Genomic DNA, 21,416 nt, shown 5'->3' on the forward strand with positions numbered 1-21,416 from the left:
GGGGCATGCCTCGCGCGCGGCGGCGTCAGCCCGCCACCGGGTTCAGCACCGCATGCACGATGCCGCCCAGCTGCTCCAGCGTGTACTCCTTCTGCATCAGCCCCTTGATGCCGGCCTGCTGTGCCGCGCTGCGCATCTCGTCGGAGATGAAGCCCGAGCTGATGACCACCGGCAGGTCGGCGCGGATGCGCCCGATCTCGGCCGCGAGCTCCATGCCGGTCAGCTCCGGCATGTTGTAGTCGGTCACCACCAGGTCGTAGGCGGCGGGATCGCGCTGCAGCAGCGCCGCCGCCTCGCGCGGTTGGTCGATGCCGGTCACGCGGTAGCCGGCCCGCTGCAGCAGGCTCTCGACCATCAGCAGCATCGCCGGGTCATCGTCGACCACCAGCACGTGCTGCCCTCGGCCGACCGGCACCGGCGCCGGCGCCGGCGCGCCGGTCGCATCGACCTGCTGCGGCCGGTGCGGCAGCAGCGGGAAGTAGAGGTGGAAGGTGCTGCCGCGCCCCGGCTCGCTGTCGACGTCGATCGCGCCGGCATGCGCCGTCATGATGCCGTGCACCACCGACAGCCCGAGGCCGGTGCCCTGCCCGACCCGCTTGGTGGTGAAGAACGGCTCGAACACCCGCGCCCGCGTGGCCTCGTCCATGCCGACGCCGTTGTCCGACACCCACAGGTGCGCACAAGGCCCCGGCGCCAGGTCGCCCAGGCGTTGCGCCTCGTCGGCATCGATGCGGCGTTCGTCCAGCCCGATCGTGATGCGCCCGCTGCTGCCCTGCAGCGCATGCCAGGCGTTGGTGCACAGGTTCAGCAGGATCTGCTGCACGTGCGTGGCGTCGGCGCTGACGGACAGCGGCCGGTCCTCCAGCGCGAGCACCAGCTCCACGGTGGCCGGCAGCGTCGAGCGCAGCAGCGCGATCGACTCCTCGATCATCGGCCGCATCGGCTGGCTGACCAGCTCGTGCGGCTGCATGCGGCTGAACGCCAGGATCTTCTGCACCAGGCTGCGCGCGCGCACGCCGGCCATCTCGATCTGCTTCAGCGGCGACGTCGCGCCGTGGGCGTCGTCGAGCCGGTCGCGCGCCAGCGACACGTTGCCGAGGATCGCCGCGAGGATGTTGTTGAAGTCGTGCGCGATGCCGCCGGCCAGCGTGCCGATCGCCTCCATCTTCTGCGACTCGCGCAGCTGCGCCTCGAGCAGCACGCGCTTCGCCTCGGCCTGCTTGCGCTCGCTGATGTCGGTCACCATGCCGAGCGAGCCGACATAGCGGTCGGCCTCGTCGAACACCGGCGTGATCGACATCGACACCCACAGCGGCTGCCCTTCGCTGCGGTGCATGCGCAGCTCGACCGTCTCGACGGTGCCGGGCGGCCGGCTCGCCAGCGCCTCGGGCGCCAGCCGCACGGCCGGGTCGTCGACGAATTCGGCGAGCGGCCGCTCGAGCATGTCGGTGGCGCCTTGCCCGAGCAGGCGCAGCAGCTTCGGGTTGACGAAGGACAGGCGGCCCGGCGCATCGATGAGCCAGATGCCTTCGTTCGCCGTCTCGACGATGCGGCGGTAGCGCCGTTCGCTGTCGCGCAGTTCGCGCGTCATCACGCGGGCCACGCTGTAGGCGCGCATGCGCCCGGTGGTCAGCTGCCAGGTCAGCACGGCCAGCAGCAGGCTCAGCCCGATGCCGGCCACCGCGATGATGCGGGCCGACTCGCGGTGGTGGCGTGCCTCGAACTCCGGCGTGCTGCGCACCTGCACCGTCCAGCTCTGGCCGGCCACGCCGATGTACTCCTGCGCTTCGAAGCGCGCCGGCTGCCGGTCGGCCTCCGCGCCGACCGAGCGGTACATCAGCGCATCGTCGCGCAGCTCGACGCCGTCGTAGACGCGCAGGTCCAGCCCCGGTGTCGACTCGCCGTACAGGCTGGACATCAGGTCGCCGATGCGAAAGCCCGCCCACACCCAGGCCACGACGCTGCGCCGCCGCGCGGCCACGCTGTCGGTAGGCTGCCCGGGCGCGTACAGCGGCAGCAGCATCAGGAAGCCGTACTGCGGCGCGTGCTCGGGCTCGGTCACCAGCCGGATGCGGCCGGTGATCGCGACGCTGCCGGAATCGCGCGCCTTGTCGAGCGCGGCACGGCGCGACGGGTCGGTAGAGATGTCGTAGCCGAGCGCGGCCAGGCTGCGGCCGTCCGCCGGCGCGATGTACGTGACCGGCACGTAGCTCGCGCGCGGTCCGGGCGGGCGGACCTGGTAGAACGGGATGCCGGACCGGCGCTGCGCCGTTTCGTGCGCCGCGAGGTCGGGGCCTTGCACCAGCGGCCCGTAGGCGATCGCCTGCAGGCCGTTGAAGTCGACGCCGACCAGCAGCGCGTCGACGTAGCGGTCGAAGTGCGCGCGGTCGACCGAACCGGTCGCGAGGAACAGGCCCTGCACGCCGCGCAGCATCTGCTCGAAGGCGGCCATGCGCTGCTCGATGCGGCTGGTGGCCTGGCGCAAGCCGAAGTCGAAGCTCGCGCGCAATGCGGCGGCCTCGGACGCGCGCTCATGGCGCCACGCCAGGCCGGTCACCGTCAGCGAGACGGCCGCGACCAGCAGCGACATCAGCAACGGAAAGGCTCGCTTCACGCCGGCCCTGTGCTCAAAAGCGGGTCATCGTGCGCGCCAGCTCGGCCGAGAAGTACTTCTCGAAGATGCGCTGCATGCTGCCGTCGGCGCGCATCTCGTCGACCAGCGCGCGCCAGGCCTGCTGCTGCGCCGGCGACAGCGACCGCTTCGACATGATCAGCCCGTGCGGCACCGCCGGGTCGTCGAATTCGACGATGCGCGTCTGCGCGCGGATCGTGCCCTGCTGCACCGTCGGGTAGTCGAACGGTTCGATGATCATCGCCTGCACGCGGTTGTCGAGCAGCACCTGGTACAGCGGCTCGAGGCTGGACGCATGGTTCACGCGGCCCTGCGCATCGAGCGCGTCGACCAGGCGGTTGGCGGTCGGGCTGTAGCGGAAGCTGCGGATCACGCCGAGCCTGAGCTTCGGGTCGCGCTCGAAATCGGCCAGCGCGGCGACGCTCGCATCGCGGCGCACCAGCAGGTAGTACTTGTTCGACACGTACCAGGCGAACGCGGCGAACTGCTCGCGCGCCGGGTTGGTGATGCCCGACAGGCTGAAGTCGAGCGCGCCGCCTTCGATCAGCTGCCAGATGCGGGCGCGCGGCAGCACCGAGACGATGAACTTGCAGCCGCTGCGGCGCGCCAGTTCGTCGGCGATGTCCTTGTCGATGCCCTCGCCGGTGACGCCCGAATAGAGCAGGCCGTGCTCGTGCAGCGCGAGGCTCATCGGGCGCAGGCATTCGGGCTTGTCGGCGGCATTGGCCGGCAAGGCCGCCCCGATGGCGACCGCCAGGGTCAAGGCTTGCGCGCGCAGCCATGGCGACAACTTCAGCATGCGGTGAAACCCCCTGGGGGCGCAGCATAGCCCCGCATCGCGGTGCCCGGTCCGGGGAGTTGCCGCAAGGCCCGGGAAAATCCCACACTGGGGATGCCGTCGGCGCCGCCGCGGCGGCAGAATCGCCGGCGTCCGACGCACACGCCCCGCTCGCCTTCCGCATGACCGCCACCGTTTCCACTTCGCCGCATCCGGCCCGCCAGCCCGGTCTCGACACGTTGCGGGCGCTGGCCATCCTGCTGGTCTTCGCGTACCACTACCGCGTGTTCGTCAGCGGGCATGACACCTTCGGCTGGGCGAGTGCGGTCGGCTGGACCGGCGTCGACCTGTTCTTCGTGCTCAGCGGCTACCTGATCGCCAACCAGCTGATGGGTGGCATGCTGCGCGGGCGAACGTTGTCGCTCGGCACGTTCTACCTGCGGCGCGCGCTGCGCACGCTGCCGGCTTTCTGGGTCGTGCTGGCGCTGTACTTCCTGTTCCCGGCCGTGATGGGCGGACGCGAGCCACCGCCGCTGTGGCGCTTCCTGACGTTCACGCAGAACATCGGCCTGCAGCCGGGCACCGCGTTCTCGCATGCGTGGTCGCTGTGCATCGAGGAGCAGTTCTACCTGGTGCTGCCGCTGGCGCTGCTCGGGCTGATGCGCTGGCGGCAGCGGCTGGCACTCAGCTGGGCGCTGCTGGCCTCGCTGGTCGTCGCGGCGATCGCCTGGCGCAGCTTGCTGTGGCTGCAGTACGGGCGCGAGGCCGGCGGCGCGATCGAGGGCTACTACCCGAACGTCTACTACGCGACGCTGTGCCGCTTCGACGAATTCCTGCCGGGCGTCGCGCTGGCGCTGCTGAAGACCGGTCACCCGGCCACCTGGGCCAGGCTGATGCAGCACGGACGCGCGCTGTTCGCGGCGGGCGCCACGGCGACGCTGGCGATGCTGTGGGCGGTGCAGAACTTCTACGAGATGCCGGGCGGCTACGGCTACGTGATGAGCGGCTTCGGCTACTCGCTGGTGGCGATGGCGTTTGCGCTGCTGCTGCTTGGTACGCTGGCCGACGGCTCGCCGCTGCAGCGGCTGCGCATTCCCGGGGCGGCGCCGCTCGCGCTGTGGTCGTATGCGCTGTACCTGACGCACAAGCCGATCGCGGTGATCGTGAACCGGCTGATCAAGCCCTGGGGCCTGCCCGAGCCGCTGCACGTGGCGCTGATCGCACTGGCCTGCCTGGCGGGCGGCTGGCTGCTGTACCGCGCGGTCGAAACCCCGTTCAGGCACTGGCGCGACCGGCGCTGGGCACGGCACTTCGATGTCGTGCCGCGCGCCACGGCGGCGCTGCCGAGCACGCCATGACACTGCAGCGCCTCGGCCTCGCGATGCTGCTGGCCGCCGCCGTGCCGCCCGGCCTGCCGCCGGCGCAAGCCGCCGAGGCCTACGCGATGCAGGCCGCGCGCCAGCCCGATTTCCGGCAGATGCAGCGGCTCGGCCGCACGATGTTCTTCGACCCGGCGTTGTCGGCGTCGGGCGAACAAAGCTGCGCGAGTTGCCACGACCCGGCCTCGGCCTACGGCCCGCCGGACGGCAAGCCGGTGCAGCCAGGCGGGCGCGACGGTCAGGCGCTGGGTTTTCGCGCGACGCCGTCGCTGCGCTACCTGCAGAACGTGCCGCCGTTCACCGAGCACCGCTTCGACGACGACGTCGACGAGAGCGTCGACCAGGGCCCGGCCGGCGGCCACGACTGGGACGGCCGCGCGGCCACGGTGCACGAGCAATCGGGCCTCGCGCTGCTGTCGCCGAACGAGATGGCGAACGCGAATGCGGACGAGGTGGTGGAGCGGCTGCGGCGCGCGCCGTATGCGGATGAGTTTCGCGCGACCTTCGGCGCCGATGCGCTCGACGCGGTGGCGCCGGCCTTTCAATGGGCGCTGCTGGCGCTGGAGATGTTCCAGCAGGACGCGACGCAGTTCTACCCGTACAGCAGCAAGTACGACGCGGTGCTGCGCGGCCGCGCGAGCCTGACGCCGCAGGAGGCGCGCGGCCTCGCGCTGTTCAACGACGAGGCCAAGGGCAACTGCGCGTCATGCCACCCGAGCGCCGTCAGCGCGACGACCGGCGCGTTCCCGGCCTTCACCGACCACGGCCACATCGTGGTCGGCGTGCCGCGCAACCGCGAGCTGCCGGCGAACCGCGACCCAGGCTTTTTCGACCTCGGGCTGTGCGGCCCCGAGCGCCGCGACCTGGTGAACCAGCGCGAGCACTGCGGCGCCTTCCGCACGCCGACGCTGCGCAACGTGGCGCTGCGGCAGGCCTTCTTCCACAATGGCGTGCTGCACTCGCTGGACGAGGTGATGCGCTTCTACGCGACGCGCGACCTGGAACCGCAGCGCTGGTTCGGCCGCGGCGCGGATGGCAAGGTCGAGCTGTACGACGACCTGCCGGGCGTGCTGAAGGAGAACGTCAACCGCGATCCGCCGTTCGATCGCGTCGCCGGAGACAAGCCGGCACTCGATGCGCAGGAGATCGCGGACGTGATCGCGTTCCTGAAGACGTTGACGGATGGATACACGCCCTGACGTCACTCCAGCTTCAACGCCCCCGTCAGATCCCCCATCGCCGGCGACCCGTTCTTCGCGAGCCCCTCGTCGCGCATCTTCAACCCCGGCAGCGTCTCCAGCTGCCAGCGCCGCGTGATGAAGCGCAGGATCGAGCCGGTGTCGTACGGCGTGTGGTCGACGAAGCCCTTCTTCGCCCACGGCGACACGATGATCGCCGGGATGCGCGAGCCCGGGCCCCACAGGTCGCCCTTCGGCACCGGCGCGTGGTCCCAGAAGCCGCCGTTCTCGTCGTAGGTCACGACCACCAGCATGTGCTTCCACTGCGGGCTCTGCTGCAGCTGGCCGATCAGGTCGGCGATGTGCTGGTCGCCCGACGCCACGTCGGCATAACCGGCGTGCTGGTTCAGGTTGCCCTGCGGCTTGTAGAACGTCACCGGCGGCAGCGTGCCGGCCGCCGCGTCCTTCAGGAAGCTCTCGTCGAAATCCTTCAGGTGCGCGCGCCGGTAGGCGGCCTTCGCCGGGTCGGTCGGGTCGACCGTCGCGTAGTAGTTGAACGGCTGGTGGTGCGTCTGGAAGCCCACCGGCGGTGCATAGATGATCTTGCGCGCCACCGATGCCGGCTGCCGGCCTTCGTCGGTCGCCGCATTCCACGCGCCGCCGTACCAGGCCCAGTCGACGCCCTTGCGGTCGAGCATGTCGCCGATCGTCAACTGCGTCTGCGGCGGCAAGGTGTTGGCCTTGCCGGCATCGGCCAGCAGGTCGCTGCCGGTCGCGGCGGGCGGCACGCCGCTCGGCTGGTAGGCCGGCTGCATCGTGTTCACCGCGTAGTACCGGCCGTCGCCAGCGTAGTCGGCCGGCGTCAGGTTGCTGCTGTTGACGTACTTCGGCGGCCCGGCGATCGCCGACGACGGCGAATCGGGCCGCGTCGCCAGCTTCGCGCTCCAGCGGCCGTCGGGCAGCCGGTCGACCACCGAGATCGAGCCCTTCGCCGGCGACTGCTCGGCCCCCGGGTACACCGGCACGCAGGCGCACACCAGGTACTGGTGGTTCAGGAACGAGCCGCCGAACGCGCCCATGTAGAAGCGGTCGGCCAGCACGTACTGCTGCGCGATCTGCCACAGCCGCATGCGGCTGCCGTCGTAGTAGCCCATCGCGAGCCCGCCGCCATCGGCCCAGGCGGCGAACTTGTCGTTGCGCCCGCCGTTGATCTGCATCTGGTTCTCGAAGAAGCGGTGGTACAGGTCGCGCGTGATCACGTCCTGGCCAACCTTCACGCCGCTGCCCTGGTAGCCCGCTTCGGCATCGATCTGGAACGGCTTGTTGTCCTGGTTCGCGGTCGCGCCCTGCGCCAGCGTCACCGCCTGGCCGGCGGCGGTGACGCCGCCCCAGGTCTGCGGCAGCTTCGGCAGCGCCAGGTCGCTGTCGCGCTCGGTCTGCGGCTGCCAGGCGCTGCGCGACGACGGGTTGACGCCGGGGATGCCGTCGGCGCCGGGGTACAGGCCGTACAAGGTGTCGAACGCGCGGTTCTCCGCAAAGATCACGACCACCGTGCGGATGCTGTCCTGCAGCTTCGCTTCGGCGGCGGGGCTGCCCGCCGGGGGCTGGGTGCCGCAGGCGGCCAGCGATGCCGCCAGGGCGATGACGGTGGCTCGGATCTTCATCGGTTGCGCTCCGGAGTCGTTCTTCGAGGGAGCCTATCTTCCGTCATTTTCTTCGGTCATTTTTCCAGCGGCTTCAGCTGCTGCAGCAAGGTCGGGATCAGCTCGCTGACGGTCGGGTGGATGTGCACCGCGCGCGCGATCACCGTGTACGGCGCATTGGCCGCCATCACGTCGAGCAGCGAATGCACGATCTCGTCGCCGTCGATGCACAGCAGCGACGCGCCGAGGATGCGTTCGGTCTGCGCATCCACCAGCACCTTCATGAAGCCTTGCGTCTCGCCGCGCTCCTTCGCACGGCCGACGCGCGTCATCGGCATCGTGCCGACCAGCGCCTCGCGGCCGCTCGCCCGCACCTCGGCTTCGGTCAGCCCGACCCGGCCGAGCGGCGGGTCGATGAACAGCGCATAGGCCGGGATGCGGTCGCTGACGCGGCGCGGATCGTCGTCCAGCAGGTTGGCGGCGACGATCTCGTGATCGTTGTACGAGGTGTGCGTGAACGCGCCGCGGCCGTTGCAGTCGCCCATCGCCCAGACCCCCGGCACGCTGGTGCGCAGCTGGTCGTCGACCTCGATGAAGCCGCGCGCATCGCAGGCCACGCCGGCCTGTTCGAGCCCGAGGTCGTCGGTGTTCGGCTTGCGGCCCACCGCCACCAGCAGGTGGCTGCCGTTCAGTTCGCGCGGACGGCCGTCCTGCGTGATGCCGAGCCGGATGCCGCCGTCGGCCGCGCGGGCCAGTGTGAAATCGCGCGCCATCGTCAGCACCTCGATGCCCTCGCGTTCGAGGATCGCGCGGATCTCGGCCGACACCTCCGGATCTTCGCGCGACACCAGCCGCCCGCCGTGCTCCAGCACCGTGACGCGCGCGCCGAAGCGGCGGTGCATCTGCGCGAACTCCAGCCCGATGTAGCTGCCGCCGATCACCAGCAGGTGCTCCGGCACCACGTCGAGCGCCATCATCGAGGTGTTGGTCAGCACCGGCACCTCGTGGATGCCGGGCCAGTCGGGCAGCAGCGCGCGCCCGCCGGTGTTGATGAAGATCTTCGGCGCCTCGAGCAGCTCGTCGCCGACCTGCACGCGGTGCGGCCCGACGAAGCGCGCATGGCCCCACAGCAGCGTCAGGTTCTCCATGCCGCCGAGCCACGACGACAGCGACGCGACCGACTGCGCGACGATCGCGTCCTTGCGCGCCTTCACCGCCTTCATGTCGACGCGCACCGGGCCGTCGATCACGACGCCGTAGTCGGCCGCGCGCCGCGCGACATGGGCCGTGCGCGCGCTCGCCACCAGCGTCTTGGTCGGGATGCAGCCGTCGTTGACGCAGGTGCCGCCGAGGTGCTCGCGCTCGACCAGCGCGGTCTTCATGCCGGCGGCACACAGCTTCGCGGCGAGGAACGGGCCGGCCTGGCCGCTGCCGATCACGATGGCGTCGAACGGGCGTGTGGTGCGTGTCATGGGGGTTCTCCGGAGTGGCGGGCATCGGCGTGCCGCGCATCATGCGCCGGCATCGAAACAGCAGCGACTGAGTCGGGTTCGCGACAGCAAACTGACAGCCCTTTTCGCGGCAGGGCGCTTGACCCGTCACGGCCGGCTCCTTAGACTTCGCGGCCCAGGGACCGAAAGAATTCTTTCGACCCGCGCCAGCCGGCCGCCTGTCTTGCGGCACACGACTCCCACTCGGAGACGCTTCCCCTCTCGCTCCCCTTCAACCGGGCCTCGGCTGCCCTTGCCGCCGAGGAACATTGCGTCTTCGAGGCCTGCGTGGACACGAGTCGTCATCGGCTGCTCGACAGCCAGTTCCAGCTTCACAGCGCGTTCGGCGATGCGTGGTTCTTCGACCGCATCGCGCGCTCGTACGAACCCGCGCCGATCGAGCCCTGCGCCACGCCGTCGCTCGACATCCGCGTGCACCACGCGAGCGCGGCCGAACTGGTCGACGCGGCCGCCGACTGGCCGGCGCATGCGCGCTTCCACCGCTCGCTGAACTACCCGCACTGGAACCTCGAAGGCCCGGCCGATCCGGGGGACCCGAGCGGTGCGCGCGGCGGCACCGGCGCGATCCACCTGCCCGGCGAAGGCATGCTGTTCCGCCACGATGCGCAGCGCGCCTGCCTCGACGTGCACATCGATCCGATGCACGCCTTGCGCTCCAGCGAACTGATCTTCCATGCCGCGCGCAACCTGACGCTGTGGCGGCGCGGGCCGCGCTTCGCGCCGATGCTGCACGCGAGCGCGGTGGTGCTCGACGGCGCGGCCTGGCTGTTCCTCGGCGGCAAGGGGGCCGGCAAGTCGACGCTGTTCATCGACATGGTGCTGCGGCACGGCGCACGGCCGCTGGCGAACGACCGGGTGCTGCTCGACGCCGACGACGGCCGCAGCGTGTGGTCGTGGCCGAGCTACCTGTCGTACTGCGAGGGCACCATCGTCGACTACCCCGAGCTGCGGCGCATCTTCGACGCCGGGCTGCGCGACCTGCAGCGCCGCCACCTCGACGCCGGCCAGACCTGCGACCGCGCGCTGTACCGGCGCAGCTACGAGCAGCAGCACAAGCGCATCGTCGCACCCTGCCTGCTGGCCGAGGTGCTGGGCACGCTCTACGTGCCGCGCGCCCCGCTGGCCGGCGTGGTGCGGGCCACGCTCGAACCCGGTCATGCCGCGGGCATCACGCTGCATTCGGCGGGCAGCACCGCCGGCCTGCAGCACGCCGACATCGCCGATGCGCTGTTCCCGGCCGACGACCCCGATTTCCCGTGCTGGCACGGCGACACCCGCGGCCTCGCGCAGCGGCCCGAGCCGGCCGCCGCGGCGCTCGGCTGGCTGCGTGCCGCCGGCGTGCCCTGCCTCGAGATCACGCTCGACCCGGTCTGCGGCAAACCGGGGCTGCGACAACTCCTCGATCGCTGAACGCTCGATTGCCGAACGCTCGATCACCGAACGCCTGCCCACCCAGCCGCCGCACCGCCCCCTCCGCCACGCCCCCAGGGAGAACACCCGATGACCTGCAGAGAGCTGCCCGTGGATTTCAGCTTCACCGACACCGAGCGCAGCGCGCTGGTGCGGCGGCTCGAATCGATTCGCGTCAACCCGTACAAGGCCTACGAGGCCTTCCGCCACGAGATCTGCATGCTGGTCGCGAGCGACCCCCATGTCGCGCGCTTCCGCGATTTCATGGAGGCGCGTCGCCGCGTGTCGGCCTACGAGCGGCCGTTCGTGTTCGTCGAGAACTGTCCGATCGACAGCGTGCTGCCCGAGCTCGGCAACGTCGATCCGGTGGCCGACAAGCATGCGAAGAAGCGCAGCTTCGTCGCCGAAGGTTTCCTGCAGCTGCATGCCGACGTGGCCGGCGAGCACCCGATCTCGTACCTGAACGTCAACGACGGCGATGTCTTCCAGGACATCTTCCCGAAGGCGTCGCTGAGCGACTCGCAATCGCAGAAGGCGCTCGGCCCGATCCATTTCCACAAGGACCTGGCGAACCATTTCGTGCGCCCCGACCTGGTCAACATCCTGTCGCTTCGCAGCTGCGACGACAACGAGATCTGGACCACCTTCGTCGCCAACCGCGATGTCCTCGCCGCGCTCGACAGGAACACGCTCGCGGTGCTGCGCGAAGGCGCGTTCTACACGCCGTTCGACGACCTGTCGATGATGGGCGGCAACGTGGCGCTGGGCAGGGCCGCCGACCATGCGGTGCTGACGCGCGAGGTCGAGCTGCGCTTCTTCGAGAAGCGCACCGAAGGCCTGACCGATTCGGCGAGCCGCGCGGTGCAGCGGCTGACCGAGACGCTGCATGCCGTGAAGCGCCGCGTGCAGATGCGGCCCGGCGATTTCGTGTCGATCGCGAACAACCTGTCCCTGCACGGCAAGGAGATCGGTACCGTGCGCAACGAAGCCGCGCAACGCCAGCGCTGGAGCATCAAGACGGTCAACGTCCATGCCATCGCGCCGCACGTGCCCCACCTGGTCCCCGGCAGCTCGTACCTGATCAATGGATGAACACCGCCCCCCGCGCTGGTGCGCCGTCACCGGCGCCAGCCGCGGCATCGGCCGCGCGGTCGCGCAGGGCCTGCTCGCGAGCGGGTTCAGCGTCATCGGCATCGCCCGCAATGCCGCGCGGCTGGCCGAGATCGAGCGCGACTGGCCGCGGCGCTTCATCGCGCTGCCGCACGACGTCGCGCAGCCCGGCCTGCGCGCCGCCTTCGACCGGCTCGCCGCGAGCGAACGCCTGCGGCTGCACGACATCGAACTCGCGGTGCACTGTGCCGGCTGCGCGTTCCAGGGCGCACCGCTCACCGAGATGAGCGATGCCGACCTGCACGCCACCATCGACACCAACGTGCTCGGCACCACGCTGGTGGTGCGCGACATCGCGCGCCTGCTGCAGCAGCGAGGCGGCGGCACGCTGATCGTGCTCGGCTCGATCGCCGGCCACGACGCCGCCCCGGCGATGGCCGCCTACGCCGCGAGCAAGGCCTACACGCAGCAGTTGCTGCGCTGCGTGCGCGCCGACCTGCACGGCTCGGGTGTGCGAGTGAGCTGCGTGCAGCCCGGCACCACCCGCACCGGCCTGCTCGACGGCCAACCCGGCCTCGACGCCGCCGAACGCTTCGAGGGCTTCGCGCCGCTCGAAGCGCAGGACCTCGCCCGCACCATCGAATGGATCCACCGGCAGCCTGCGCACGTCAACGTGCAGGAGATCAGCCTCTTTCCGGTCGCGCAAAGCCTGTATGTGCGCGGCATCCATCGGCAGTCGATCCCGGCCTGCGGCCGGGCGGCATCGCCGAGTTGACCCTGCCTCGCCCGCCACCACCGGCACGCCACCATGTCCTACCCTGCATCCACCTCCCTGGCCACCACCGCTCCCCTCAGCCTGCCCTGGTCGGCAGCACCGGCTGCACCCGCCGACAGCGCGGGCTTCGACAGCGAGATGATCCAGGTCGCCCGGCTGCTGTGGCCGGGCCCGCAGTCGATCGAGCCGGTCGCCGGCGGCCTGTTCAACCGGGTGTTGAAGGTCAGCTCGCCGGCCGGCACGCACTACCTGAAGCGCTTCACCGAAGTCGCGTTGTCGGGCGACTTCCCGCCGCTGCCGACCCGCGCCGCCCAGCGCTGCGTCGTCGCCTGCAGCTGGCACGACCTGGCGTCGCGCGCCTGCGTGATGCAGGCCACTCGGCAGGCCACTCGGCAGACCACCCGTCCGGCCACCGCGCAGCCGCTGAACGTGCCGGCGCTGGTCGCGATCCAGAGCGAGTACGACATCGTCGCAATGGACGCCGCGGCCGGCGCGCCGCTGCACGAGCGACTGAAGTCCGAGCCCGGCGACAAGGCGGCCGACGCGGCCGCCCTCGAGCTGCCGTTGCGCTCGATCGCACGCTGGCTGGGGCGGCTGCATGCCTTGCCGCTGCAGCCGCGCAACCCCCTGCTCGCCGCGAGCCGGCCGTTCAAGGCTTTCAAGATCGAGCTGCAATACATCCGGCTGCTCGATGAATTGCCGTCGCCGTTGCACCGTGCGGCGCGCGCCTTCATCGACGACTACCTGACGCTCGAAGCCGAGCCGGTGCACGGCGACCTGAACTCGCGCAACCTGCTGGTCGACGCCGACCACCGGGTGTCGGTGATCGACTTCGAGCAAGGCCACTTCGGCGAAGGCAGCTACGACCTGGCCTACCTGCTCAGCGAGTACGCGATCCGTGCACTGAACCACGACCGCGACCCGCTGCCGATCGTCGCCCGCGCCTGGGACCACTACGGCAGCGCCAGGCTGCCGGCCGACCCATTGGCCTGGCAGCGGCGCCTGCACCTGCACCTGGCCTTCCAGTGCCTGTACCGGCTGGTCGGGCCGACGCGCGCCGTCTGGACCGGCCACCTCGACGAGCCGGCCGGCCGGCGCGTGCGCGAATGGAGCCTCGGCATGCTGGAGCGGCTGCTGTGAGCCGCGCCTGGAGGGCGTGGCAGGACGGGCTCAACTGGCGCCACTGGCGTCACTGGCGCCACTGGCAAGGCCTGCACCTGCCGCTCGCCTACGTCGGCTTCTTCCTGCCGACCGGCGTGCTGCTCGGTTACCTGCCGCCCTTCCTGCGCGACAAGGGGCTCGCACCCGACGAGGTGGCCTGGATCTTCAGCACGGTGTTCGGCGTCAAGCTGCTGACCGGGCCGCTGCTCGCGTGGTGGGCCGATGCATCGCGGCGCCAGTCGAACCTGCTGTGGGCGGCGGCCTGGGCCGGCTGCGCCGCGGTCTGGCTGCTCGACAGCTCGACGCATTTCGGCGGGCTGCTGGTCGGCGTGGTCGTCATCGCCGCGTGCCGCAACTACTTCCAGAGCCTGCTGGAGGCGCTCGCGACCCGGCTCAAGGATGGCGACGGCTGCGCGCGCTATGGCTCGATGCGGGCGCTCGGCTCGGCTTCGGTGTGCGCCGGGGTGCTGCTGTTCGGCGGGCTGTGGTCGGCCGGGCCGGCGTGGCAGCAGGCCGCGTTGCCGATGCTGGTGCTGGTGTCGGCGCTGGTGCTGCTGGTCAGCCTGCATGCAATGCAATCGGCGGTGCAGGCGATGGTGCAGGCCGGACGATCGGGACGCACGGGACATACGGGACATACGGGACACATGGGAGGCACGGGACGCACGGAAAAAACGGGACCAACGGGTCCGGCAGGGGCCGCGGTGCTCCCGCCCGGCGCCGAGCGCCATGCGGCGGCGATGACCCGGCGCACGCCGCCCTCGCTCGCGACCGGCAGCGGCCTGCTGCTGCTGGCAGGCGCCACGTTGCTGATCGGCGCCAACGGCGTGTTCTACAGCAGCGCGACGCTGCTGCTGCAACAGCGCGGTGTCGGCGGGCCGGCCATCGCCGCGCTGTGGTGCGCCGCCTTCGGCGTCGAGGCGCTCGGCTTCGCCGCGTTCGACCGCCTGCGCGCCCACTGGGGCAACGCCCGGGTGTTCGGCGTGATCGTGATGCTGTCGCTGCTGCGCTGGTCGCTGCTCGCGGCCGATGGCGCCCTGCCCTGGCTGCTGCTCGGCTTCGTGCTGCACGTCGCGTCGTTCTCGTGGATGCATGCGCTGTGCGCGCTGTGGGTGCGCGACCTGAGTCCGAGCCGCTACGCGATCACCGGCCAGGCGGTCTACACGGCCTGTGGTCACGGCATCGGCCTGGCCGGCGCCGCCTGGTTTGCCAGCCGCGCGCTGCCGACCTGGGGCGCCGGCGTGTACGGGTTGGCGGCCACGATGACCGCCGCCGGCGCGCTGGCGATCGCGGCACGCGCGGCGCTGGCCGAACGGGCCCGGGTCGGCGCGGCGCTGCAGGCCTGACCGGCCCCCCCGCGTCCGTCCAATGCAGCAGCCCCACGCGTCCACTCCGACGAGAAAGCCCCCATGAGAGATTGCTCGCAACTCGCCGCACGGCTGTCGCAGGCCACGCTCCAGCACTGTCCGCATGCGCTGGCGGTCGCGCTCGGTGGCTCGCAGGCCAGCGGCCGGCACGACGACCAGTCCGACCTCGACCTCGTCGTGCTGCTCGCCGAGGGGCCCCTGATCGACGGCGCCCGGCAGGTCGCCGCCGTGCTGCTGCCGCTGGTCACCGAGCCGGTGCAACTGGTCGGCGGCCCGACCTGGAAAGAAGGCTTCGGCTGCCGCAGCTCGGTGCTGTACGCCGACGGCTTCAAGCTCGAGCTGTTCGTCGTGACGCCCGACACGCTGCCGGTCGTCGAGCGCGTGCTGCGCTGGCAGCCGCTGTGGGGATCCCGCCACCTGATGCCGCTGCAGGCCGCGGTGGCCCGCCAGCTGACCAACGACCGCATCGCGGCACGCGCCCAGTTCGACGTCGGCTATGCGCACATGTCGATCTGCCGCCACCTGTCGCGCGGCGAGCTGTTCGCGGCGCGCCACGTGCTGTGCAGCTTGGTCGCGATCGCGCTCGCGCTGCGCCTGTTCCAGCTGGGCCGCGCCTACGACCCGGTCGCGAGCGTCAAGCGCATCGTGCGCGAGGGCCTCGACAGCGACCGCGTGGTGCGCGAGATCGAGGCCGCGTCGACCCTGCTCGGCGGCAACGACCTGCAACTGGCCGCGGCACTGCACGCGCTGCGGCGCGTCTGCTGGGCGATCCTGCGCGACCTGCCCGAACGCAGCAAGGGCGTGTGCACCGCGCAGCAGCACCTGGAGGAGATTGCCGCAGCACCCGAGCGCTGGATCGAAGCCAGCGCCGGCCAGGTCGCGGCGCGCGAGTACCCGTCGCCCTCGCACCCCGGCGCCGTGTCAGAAGTGAATGCCCCGCATCATCTGCTGCAAGGCCATCGCCTCGGGTGACAGCGTCGCCTTGCCCGGCTGGCCCGCCTTGTCGCCCTTGGCCGCCGAACTGTCCGGGAACATCCGGAAACTGGTGTTCATCACGATCTGCGCAATGCGCGGCACCAGCGCATGCAGCACCTCGCCGGCAATGCCCAGCCGCGTCGCGATGCGCACCGGCTTGTAGACGCAGGCCTGCGCGATCATGTCGGCCGCCTCCTCGGGCGCGAGCGTCGGCACGTTGTTGTAGATCTTGGTCGGCGCGATCATCGGCGTGCGCACCAGCGGCATGTTGATGGTCGTGAAGGTGATGCCGGTGTCGGCGTACTCGCTCGACGCGCAGCGCGTCCAGGCATCGAGGGCCGCCTTGCTGGCGACGTAGGCCGAGAAGCGCGGCGCATTCGTCAGCACGCCGATCGAGCTGATGTTGACGATGTGGCCCTTCTTCTTCGCGACCATGCCGGGCAGCAGCCCCATCGTCACCCGCAGGCAGCCGAAGTAGTTCAGCTGCATCGTGCGCTCGAAGTCGTGGAAGCGGTCGTAGCTGCTCTCGATCGCGCGGCGGATCGAGCGGCCGGCGTTGTTCACCAGGAAGTCGACGCCGCCGAAGTTCGCGTTGATCCAGTCGATCAGGTCGCGGCAGCTCGCTTCGTCGGCGATGTCGGACGAGAAGGTCTCCACGCGCGCGTCCTTGCCGGCGGCCAGCAGGATTTCCTTGCGGGCCTCGGCCAGCTTGGCTTCGTCGCGTGCGCAGATCAGCGTGATCGCGCCGGCCTCGGCGAACTTGATCGCGGCCGCCAGGCCGATGCCCGAGGAGCCGCCGGTCACCAGCACCACCTTGCCGCCCACCGTGCCGCGCAGCGAGCGGTCGATCAGCAGCGCCGGGTCGAGGTGGCGCTCCCAGTAGTCCCACAGCCGCCAGGCGTAGTCGCGCAGGTCCGGGCACGCGATGCCCGAGCCCTTCAGAGCGGCCAGCGTGTCGCGGCAGTCGAAGCGCGTCGGGTAGTTGATGAAGGTGAAGATGTCTTCCGGCAGGCCGAGGTCCTTCATCACCGCGGCACGCACGCGACGCACCGGCGCGAGCGCCATCAGGCCCTTCTTGACGCTGCGCGGAATGAAGCCGAGCAGCGCGGCGTTGATGAACAGGTTCATCTTCGGCGCATGCGCGGCCTTGCTGAAGATGTCGAGCACGTCGCCGACGCGGTAGCCCTGAGGGTCGACGAGGTGGAAGCACTTCCCGCCGAGCTCGGCCTTCGCGTGGCTGATGTGGTCGAGCGCCGCGACGACGAAGTCGACCGGCACGATGTTGACCCGCCCGCCCTCGAGGCCGACGCTCGGCATCCACGGCGGCAGGATCTGCCGCATGCGCTGGATCAGCTTGAAGAAGTAGTACGGGCCGTCGATCTTGTCCATCTCGCCGGTCTGCGAATCGCCGGCCACCATCGCCGGGCGGTAGACCGTCCACGGGACCTTGCACTCCTTGCGCACGATCTTCTCGCTCTCGTGCTTGGTCATGAAGTAAGGGTGGTCGAGGCCTTCGGCCTCGTCGAACATGTCCTCGCGGAACACGCCCTCGTACAGACCGGCCGCCGCGATCGAGCTGACGTGGTGCAGGTGGCCGGCCTCGACGGCGCGGACGAACTCGACGACGTTGCGCGTGCCTTCGACGTTCACCCGCACCTGGCTTTCTTCGTCGGCCGCGAGGTCGTAGACCGCGGCCAGGTGGTAGGCGTGGTCGATCCTGCCCTTGAGCGCCTTCAGCGCATCGGCCGCGACGCCGAGCTTCTTCGCGGTGAGGTCGCCGTAGACCGGAATGGCGCGCGCCTTGGTCACGCCCCAGTACTGCAGCAGTTCGTCGACCTTGCCTTCGCTCTCCGGCCGCAGCAGGAAGTGCACCGTCGCGCCGCGGCGCTGCAGCAGGGTCTTGACGAGGCGCTTGCCGATGAAGCCGGTGGCGCCGGTGACGAAATACTGCATGCAATCCTCCTGGGTCGATCGGGTTTGACTATCGGTTCGAGTTTCGTTCGATTCTTGACCAAACCTGCGCGCACGCTGCTGCGCGATTACCCGAGCCCGCCGCTGGCGGCACCGCCGCGCATAGAGGCCACGCCCTAGAGAAACCGGATGCCGCGCGCGAGGGGCGCTCCTATAGTCGCGCGGCGACGTTCAACAACCGACAGAGGAAGACATGGTCAAGAAACTCCAGAAGATGGCCGAGAAGAAGAGCGCCTCGGCGGCCGGGCTGCTCGACAGCGCGTTCGCCGGCACGGTGAAGGATTCGGCGCAGCAGATCTGGCTGGCCGGCCTGGGGGCCTTCTCGAAGGCCCAGGAAGAAGGCAGCAAGGTGTTCGACGCGCTGGTCAAGGAAGGCGTGAGCCTGCAGCGCAAGACCCAGGCGGTGGCCGAGGAGAAGATCGGCGAGGTCACCAACCGGATGAGCGGCATGGCCGGCGACGTGAGCGCCAAGGCCGGCCAGCACTGGGACAAGCTGGAAACGATCTTCGAGGAACGCACCGCGAAGGCACTGGCCAAGCTGGGCGTGCCGAGCGCGAAGGACGTGGCCGCGCTGTCGAAGCGCATCGACGAATTGAACGCGAAGGTCGCCGGCCTGAACGGCGCGGCTGCGGCCAAGGCGGCACGCAAGGCTGCCGCCAAGACCACCACGGCACCTGCGAAAACAAGCACGAAGGCGCCCGCCAAACGGGCCGCCCGCAAGGCCGCCTGACCGGGCGCGGCCCTGCGGGGCCGCTCGTCAGCGTGCTGCGGCGCAGGCGCTCAGGGCCGTTCGGGCGTGAAGGCGGCCTTCTTCGGGAGAGCCGCCGAGGGCTTGCCGGTCACCGAGCGCTCTTCCCACTCCTGCTCGGCCTCCATGAAGGTCGTGACGCTCGCTTCGCGCACCTGCACATGCGTGGTGTCGCCGAAGTCGGCTTGGCGCGTGCCGGCGGTGATGCGGGTGCGCGCCAGCGTGCCCGAGGCGCGTGCGCGCAGCAGCGTCAGGCCGCGCGCCGACCAGTCCATCACCAGCGTGTCGAGCTGGGCCATCGCCTTGCGCAGCAGCTCGGCCGGCAGGTCCTCGAAGGCCTTCATGCCCTTGGTCTTCAGCGCGCGCTCCAGCATGTTGAGGTGCACCAGCACGCTGCGCGAGCGCGGATCGCGGTCCAGCACCGCGGCCAGTTCGAGGCGCATCGCCTGCACGTCGGCGGTGTCCGACGGCGTCATCTTCAGGCCGTCCATCGTCGTGTCGCCGAAGCGGGTCGCCGGGTCATCGAGCACCAGCTTGAAATCCAGGCCCTGGCGCTTCAGGCGGACCGGCCGGCGGAACAATCGCTTCAGCCAGCGCACCGGGTTCTTCAGGAAGGCGTTCGGATCGGCGGCCGGCTTCGTCGCCTTGATGGCCTTGGCTCCTTTGGATGCCTTGGCGGTCGGCATCGCAGCCGCGGCAGCGGCCTTCATCGGCTGAGCCGGTGCAGCTGGTTTTCCGCCGGGGCCGGCACCGCTCTTCGGTGCGCTGTTCGCCGCGCTCTTCGGTGCGCTGTTCGCCGCGCTCTTCGATGCGCTCTTCGGCGCGCTTTGGGGCGCGCTCTTCACCGCCCCCTTCGCGGAGGCAGGCTTGGTCTCGGGCTTGGATTGGGTCGGAAACTTCATGGATGCCTTGTCAGCCCGCCGGGCGCAACGAGGATCGTGCCACGAGGGGCGATGGCGCCGTCATCGCAATTCGCCGTCAATTGCTGCCAGCAGGCAATCCATCACGCTTTGATTGCGCACCGATGCGGTGCCCGGTGGACCGGCCATCATCCGGCAAACCACCCTGGAAACAACCACAGCGCGCCCGCCGTCATCACCAGGTAGCGTGCGAACTTGCCGATCGCCATGAATCCGACGCAGGGCCAGAACGGCAGTTTCAGCCAACCGGCCACCGCGCACAGCGGATCGCCGACGATCGGCAGCCACGACAGCAGGCAGGCCTTCGCGCCGAAACGTTGCAGCCAGCGCAGCACGCGCACCTCGTGCGGCTTGTGCTTCACATGCTCGTAGGCCTTCTCGGCGCCGTAGCCCATCCACCAGGTGATCGCGCCGCCCAGCGTGTTGCCGGCGGTCGCGACCAGCACCGCGGGCCAGAACATCGCGGCGTTCAGCTTGACGATGCCCAGCACCATCGGCTCGGAACCCATCGGCAGCAGCGTGGCGGAGATCAGCGCGACGACGAAGACGGAGGAGAGTCCGAATTTCGGCAGCGCCAGCAGCGCGATCAGCGGGTCGATCCATGCATCCATCCGGCGGCATTATGCGCAGACCCCAAGGGCTATACTCTGCCTCCTTTTTTGGCACTCCCCCCACCATGCCCACCGGCCCCGTCATCGGCAACATCGTGCTGCCGAACCGCTTGTTCGCCGCGCCGATGGCAGGGGTCACCGACCGGCCGTTCCGCCAGCTGTGCAAGCGGCTGGGCGCGGGCTACGCGGTGAGCGAGATGGTGACCTCGCGGCGCGAGCTGTGGAACAGCCTGAAGACCTCGCGGCGCGCCAACCACGACGGCGAGGCCGCGCCGATCGCGGTGCAGATCGCCGGCACCGAGCCAGGGATGATGGCCGAGGCCGCCGCCTACAACATCGACCGCGGCGCGCAGGTCATCGACATCAACATGGGCTGCCCGGCCAAGAAGGTCTGCACCAAGTGGGCCGGCTCGGCGCTGATGCAGGACGAGCCGCTCGCGCTCGCCATCATCGAGGCGGTGGTCGCCGCCTGCGCGCCGCGCCACGTACCGGTGACGCTGAAGATGCGCACCGGCTGGTGCCAGGCCGAGCGCAATGCACTCGCGATCGCGCGCGCCGCCGAATCGGCCGGCATCGCGATGGTGACGGTGCACGGCCGCACCCGCGAGCAGGGCTACGGCGGCCACGCCGAGTACGACACCATCGCCGCGGTGAAGGCCGCGCTGCGCATCCCGGTGGTGGCCAACGGCGACATCGACTCGCCCGAGAAGGCATGCGAGGTGCTGGCCGCGACCGGTGCCGACGCGCTGATGATCGGCCGCGCGGCGCAGGGCCGGCCGTGGATCTTCCGCGAGATCGCGCACTTCCTCGAGACCGGCGAGCACCTGCCGGCGCCCGAGGTGCTGCAGGCCAAAGGCTGGCTGCTGGAGCACCTGCACGAACACTACGGCCTCTATGGCGACTACGCCGGCGTGCGCACCGCGCGCAAGCACATCGGCTGGGCGGTGCGCGCACTGCCCGGCGGCGAGGGCTTTCGCGCCCGCATGAACACGCTGGACACCTGCGAGGAGCAGGTCCGCGCCGTGACGGACTGGTTCGATCAACTGGCCGACACGCACCATCGGCTGCCCGCGGCCCACCCCGGCGGCGCAGCCAACCACGATCAAGGGCCTGTCAACACGACGGGAAGGCTCGCGTGACTCATCAAAAGGGCACCCGCAAGGCGCACGGCGCAGCCCAGGCTTGTTGCCTGGGCAAGCCGTGCAACGCCGCGGGTGCCCTTTTGATGAGATCACCCTTCGGGCCGG

At 70.4% G+C, this 21,416-nt stretch carries 17 protein-coding genes; 10 read left to right on the forward strand and 7 right to left on the reverse strand.

Annotation, left to right across the window (positions count from 1 at the left end):
- Positions 1 to 25: 25 nt before the first annotated feature.
- The gene (locus FHT26_RS04210) at positions 26 to 2,614 is read right to left on the reverse strand and encodes a CHASE domain-containing protein (protein WP_168558925.1); all 2,589 of its coding nucleotides are present in this window, start codon (positions 2,612 to 2,614) and stop codon (positions 26 to 28) included.
- Positions 2,615 to 2,627: 13 nt separating this feature from the next.
- Positions 2,628 to 3,431: a substrate-binding periplasmic protein gene (locus FHT26_RS04215; protein WP_210427242.1), complete on the reverse strand. Its 804-nt coding sequence runs from the start codon at positions 3,429 to 3,431 to the stop codon at positions 2,628 to 2,630.
- A 161-nt stretch (positions 3,432 to 3,592) separates the two neighbouring features.
- Here FHT26_RS04215 and FHT26_RS04220 point away from each other — a divergent pair, with 161 nt between their 5' ends.
- Positions 3,593 to 4,768, forward strand: a complete 1,176-nt coding sequence (locus FHT26_RS04220) for an acyltransferase family protein (protein ID WP_168558926.1) — start codon at positions 3,593 to 3,595, stop codon at positions 4,766 to 4,768.
- Positions 4,765 to 5,988 carry a cytochrome-c peroxidase gene (locus FHT26_RS04225; RefSeq protein ID WP_168558927.1) on the forward strand — a complete coding sequence of 408 codons (1,224 nt, stop codon included), beginning with the start codon at positions 4,765 to 4,767 and terminating at the stop codon, positions 5,986 to 5,988. The genes FHT26_RS04220 and FHT26_RS04225 overlap by 4 nt, the downstream gene beginning before the upstream one ends.
- 2 nt (positions 5,989 to 5,990) lie before the next feature.
- Here the strand turns inward: FHT26_RS04225 and acpA are convergent, their stop codons facing one another.
- Entirely contained in the window at positions 5,991 to 7,631 is a 1,641-nt protein-coding gene (acpA, locus tag FHT26_RS04230; protein WP_168558928.1) for an acid phosphatase, read from the reverse strand.
- A gap of 56 nt (positions 7,632 to 7,687) precedes the next feature.
- Positions 7,688 to 9,082 carry an FAD-containing oxidoreductase gene (locus FHT26_RS04235; RefSeq protein WP_168558929.1) on the reverse strand — a complete coding sequence of 465 codons (1,395 nt, stop codon included), beginning with the start codon at positions 9,080 to 9,082 and terminating at the stop codon, positions 7,688 to 7,690.
- Positions 9,083 to 9,388: 306 nt separating this feature from the next.
- On the opposite strand from FHT26_RS04235, the gene FHT26_RS04240 reads away from it, so the two are divergent.
- The 6 genes from FHT26_RS04240 (at position 9,389) to FHT26_RS04265 (ending at position 15,916) form a co-directional block, all read left to right on the forward strand.
- A complete protein-coding gene (locus FHT26_RS04240; RefSeq protein WP_168558930.1) occupies positions 9,389 to 10,531 on the forward strand; it encodes a phosphoenolpyruvate carboxykinase (ATP) in 1,143 nt (380 codons plus the stop codon).
- Between the two features lie 90 nt (positions 10,532 to 10,621).
- Positions 10,622 to 11,623, forward strand: a complete 1,002-nt coding sequence (locus FHT26_RS04245) for a hypothetical protein (RefSeq protein ID WP_168558931.1) — start codon at positions 10,622 to 10,624, stop codon at positions 11,621 to 11,623.
- Complete coding sequence (locus FHT26_RS04250; RefSeq protein ID WP_168558932.1) at positions 11,616 to 12,416, forward strand: SDR family oxidoreductase; 801 nt, start codon at positions 11,616 to 11,618, stop codon at positions 12,414 to 12,416. Before FHT26_RS04245 ends, FHT26_RS04250 begins: the two co-directional genes overlap by 8 nt.
- Before the next feature lie 33 nt (positions 12,417 to 12,449).
- Positions 12,450 to 13,556, forward strand: a complete 1,107-nt coding sequence (locus FHT26_RS04255; RefSeq protein WP_168558933.1) for a phosphotransferase family protein — start codon at positions 12,450 to 12,452, stop codon at positions 13,554 to 13,556.
- Positions 13,553 to 14,923: an MFS transporter gene (locus FHT26_RS04260; RefSeq protein WP_210427243.1), complete on the forward strand. Its 1,371-nt coding sequence runs from the start codon at positions 13,553 to 13,555 to the stop codon at positions 14,921 to 14,923. Before FHT26_RS04255 ends, FHT26_RS04260 begins: the two co-directional genes overlap by 4 nt.
- A gap of 63 nt (positions 14,924 to 14,986) precedes the next feature.
- Positions 14,987 to 15,916: a nucleotidyltransferase domain-containing protein gene (locus FHT26_RS04265; RefSeq protein ID WP_168558935.1), complete on the forward strand. Its 930-nt coding sequence runs from the start codon at positions 14,987 to 14,989 to the stop codon at positions 15,914 to 15,916.
- Here the strand turns inward: FHT26_RS04265 and FHT26_RS04270 are convergent.
- Positions 15,866 to 17,872: an SDR family oxidoreductase gene (locus FHT26_RS04270; RefSeq protein WP_168558936.1), complete on the reverse strand. Its 2,007-nt coding sequence runs from the start codon at positions 17,870 to 17,872 to the stop codon at positions 15,866 to 15,868. The genes FHT26_RS04265 and FHT26_RS04270 overlap by 51 nt on opposite strands.
- 211 nt (positions 17,873 to 18,083) lie before the next feature.
- Between FHT26_RS04270 and FHT26_RS04275 the strand changes: the two genes are divergently transcribed.
- On the forward strand, positions 18,084 to 18,620 hold the full coding sequence (locus FHT26_RS04275) for a phasin family protein (protein WP_168558937.1): 537 nt from the start codon (positions 18,084 to 18,086) through the stop codon (positions 18,618 to 18,620).
- A 50-nt stretch (positions 18,621 to 18,670) separates the two neighbouring features.
- Here FHT26_RS04275 and FHT26_RS04280 read toward each other — a convergent pair whose 3' ends face one another.
- Both FHT26_RS04280 and FHT26_RS04285 read right to left on the reverse strand, forming a co-directional pair.
- A complete protein-coding gene (locus FHT26_RS04280) occupies positions 18,671 to 19,540 on the reverse strand; it encodes a hypothetical protein (RefSeq protein WP_168558938.1) in 870 nt (289 codons plus the stop codon).
- A 146-nt stretch (positions 19,541 to 19,686) separates the two neighbouring features.
- A complete protein-coding gene (locus FHT26_RS04285) occupies positions 19,687 to 20,169 on the reverse strand; it encodes a YqaA family protein (RefSeq protein ID WP_168558939.1) in 483 nt (160 codons plus the stop codon).
- Between the two features lie 65 nt (positions 20,170 to 20,234).
- Here FHT26_RS04285 and dusB point away from each other — a divergent pair, with 65 nt between their 5' ends.
- The gene (gene dusB, locus FHT26_RS04290; RefSeq protein ID WP_168558940.1) at positions 20,235 to 21,308 is read left to right on the forward strand and encodes a tRNA dihydrouridine synthase DusB; all 1,074 of its coding nucleotides are present in this window, start codon (positions 20,235 to 20,237) and stop codon (positions 21,306 to 21,308) included.
- Positions 21,309 to 21,416 lie beyond the last annotated feature (108 nt).

Source organism: Rhizobacter sp. SG703 (genome assembly GCF_012275445.1).
In the GTDB taxonomy this organism is placed as follows: Bacteria; Pseudomonadota; Gammaproteobacteria; order Burkholderiales; family Burkholderiaceae_C; genus Rhizobacter.

Bases quoted from the DNA above. Each gene is read 5' to 3' on its own strand.
- FHT26_RS04250 (WP_168558932.1), top strand. From the start codon at position 11,616: ATGGATGAACACCGCCCCCCGCGCTGGTGCGCCGTCACCGGCGCCAGC.
- FHT26_RS04220 (WP_168558926.1), top strand. From the start codon at position 3,593: ATGACCGCCACCGTTTCCACTTCGCCGCATCCGGCCCGCCAGCCCGGT.
- FHT26_RS04225 (WP_168558927.1), top strand. From the start codon at position 4,765: ATGACACTGCAGCGCCTCGGCCTCGCGATGCTGCTGGCCGCCGCCGTG.
- FHT26_RS04235 (WP_168558929.1), bottom strand. From the start codon at position 9,082: ATGACACGCACCACACGCCCGTTCGACGCCATCGTGATCGGCAGCGGC.
- FHT26_RS04285 (WP_168558939.1), bottom strand. From the start codon at position 20,169: ATGGATGCATGGATCGACCCGCTGATCGCGCTGCTGGCGCTGCCGAAA.
- FHT26_RS04255 (WP_168558933.1), top strand. From the start codon at position 12,450: ATGTCCTACCCTGCATCCACCTCCCTGGCCACCACCGCTCCCCTCAGC.
- FHT26_RS04275 (WP_168558937.1), top strand. From the start codon at position 18,084: ATGGTCAAGAAACTCCAGAAGATGGCCGAGAAGAAGAGCGCCTCGGCG.
- FHT26_RS04280 (WP_168558938.1), bottom strand. From the start codon at position 19,540: ATGAAGTTTCCGACCCAATCCAAGCCCGAGACCAAGCCTGCCTCCGCG.
- FHT26_RS04215 (WP_210427242.1), bottom strand. From the start codon at position 3,431: ATGCTGAAGTTGTCGCCATGGCTGCGCGCGCAAGCCTTGACCCTGGCG.
- FHT26_RS04245 (WP_168558931.1), top strand. From the start codon at position 10,622: ATGACCTGCAGAGAGCTGCCCGTGGATTTCAGCTTCACCGACACCGAG.
- FHT26_RS04270 (WP_168558936.1), bottom strand. From the start codon at position 17,872: ATGCAGTATTTCGTCACCGGCGCCACCGGCTTCATCGGCAAGCGCCTC.
- FHT26_RS04265 (WP_168558935.1), top strand. From the start codon at position 14,987: ATGAGAGATTGCTCGCAACTCGCCGCACGGCTGTCGCAGGCCACGCTC.
- dusB (WP_168558940.1), top strand. From the start codon at position 20,235: ATGCCCACCGGCCCCGTCATCGGCAACATCGTGCTGCCGAACCGCTTG.
- acpA (WP_168558928.1), bottom strand. From the start codon at position 7,631: ATGAAGATCCGAGCCACCGTCATCGCCCTGGCGGCATCGCTGGCCGCC.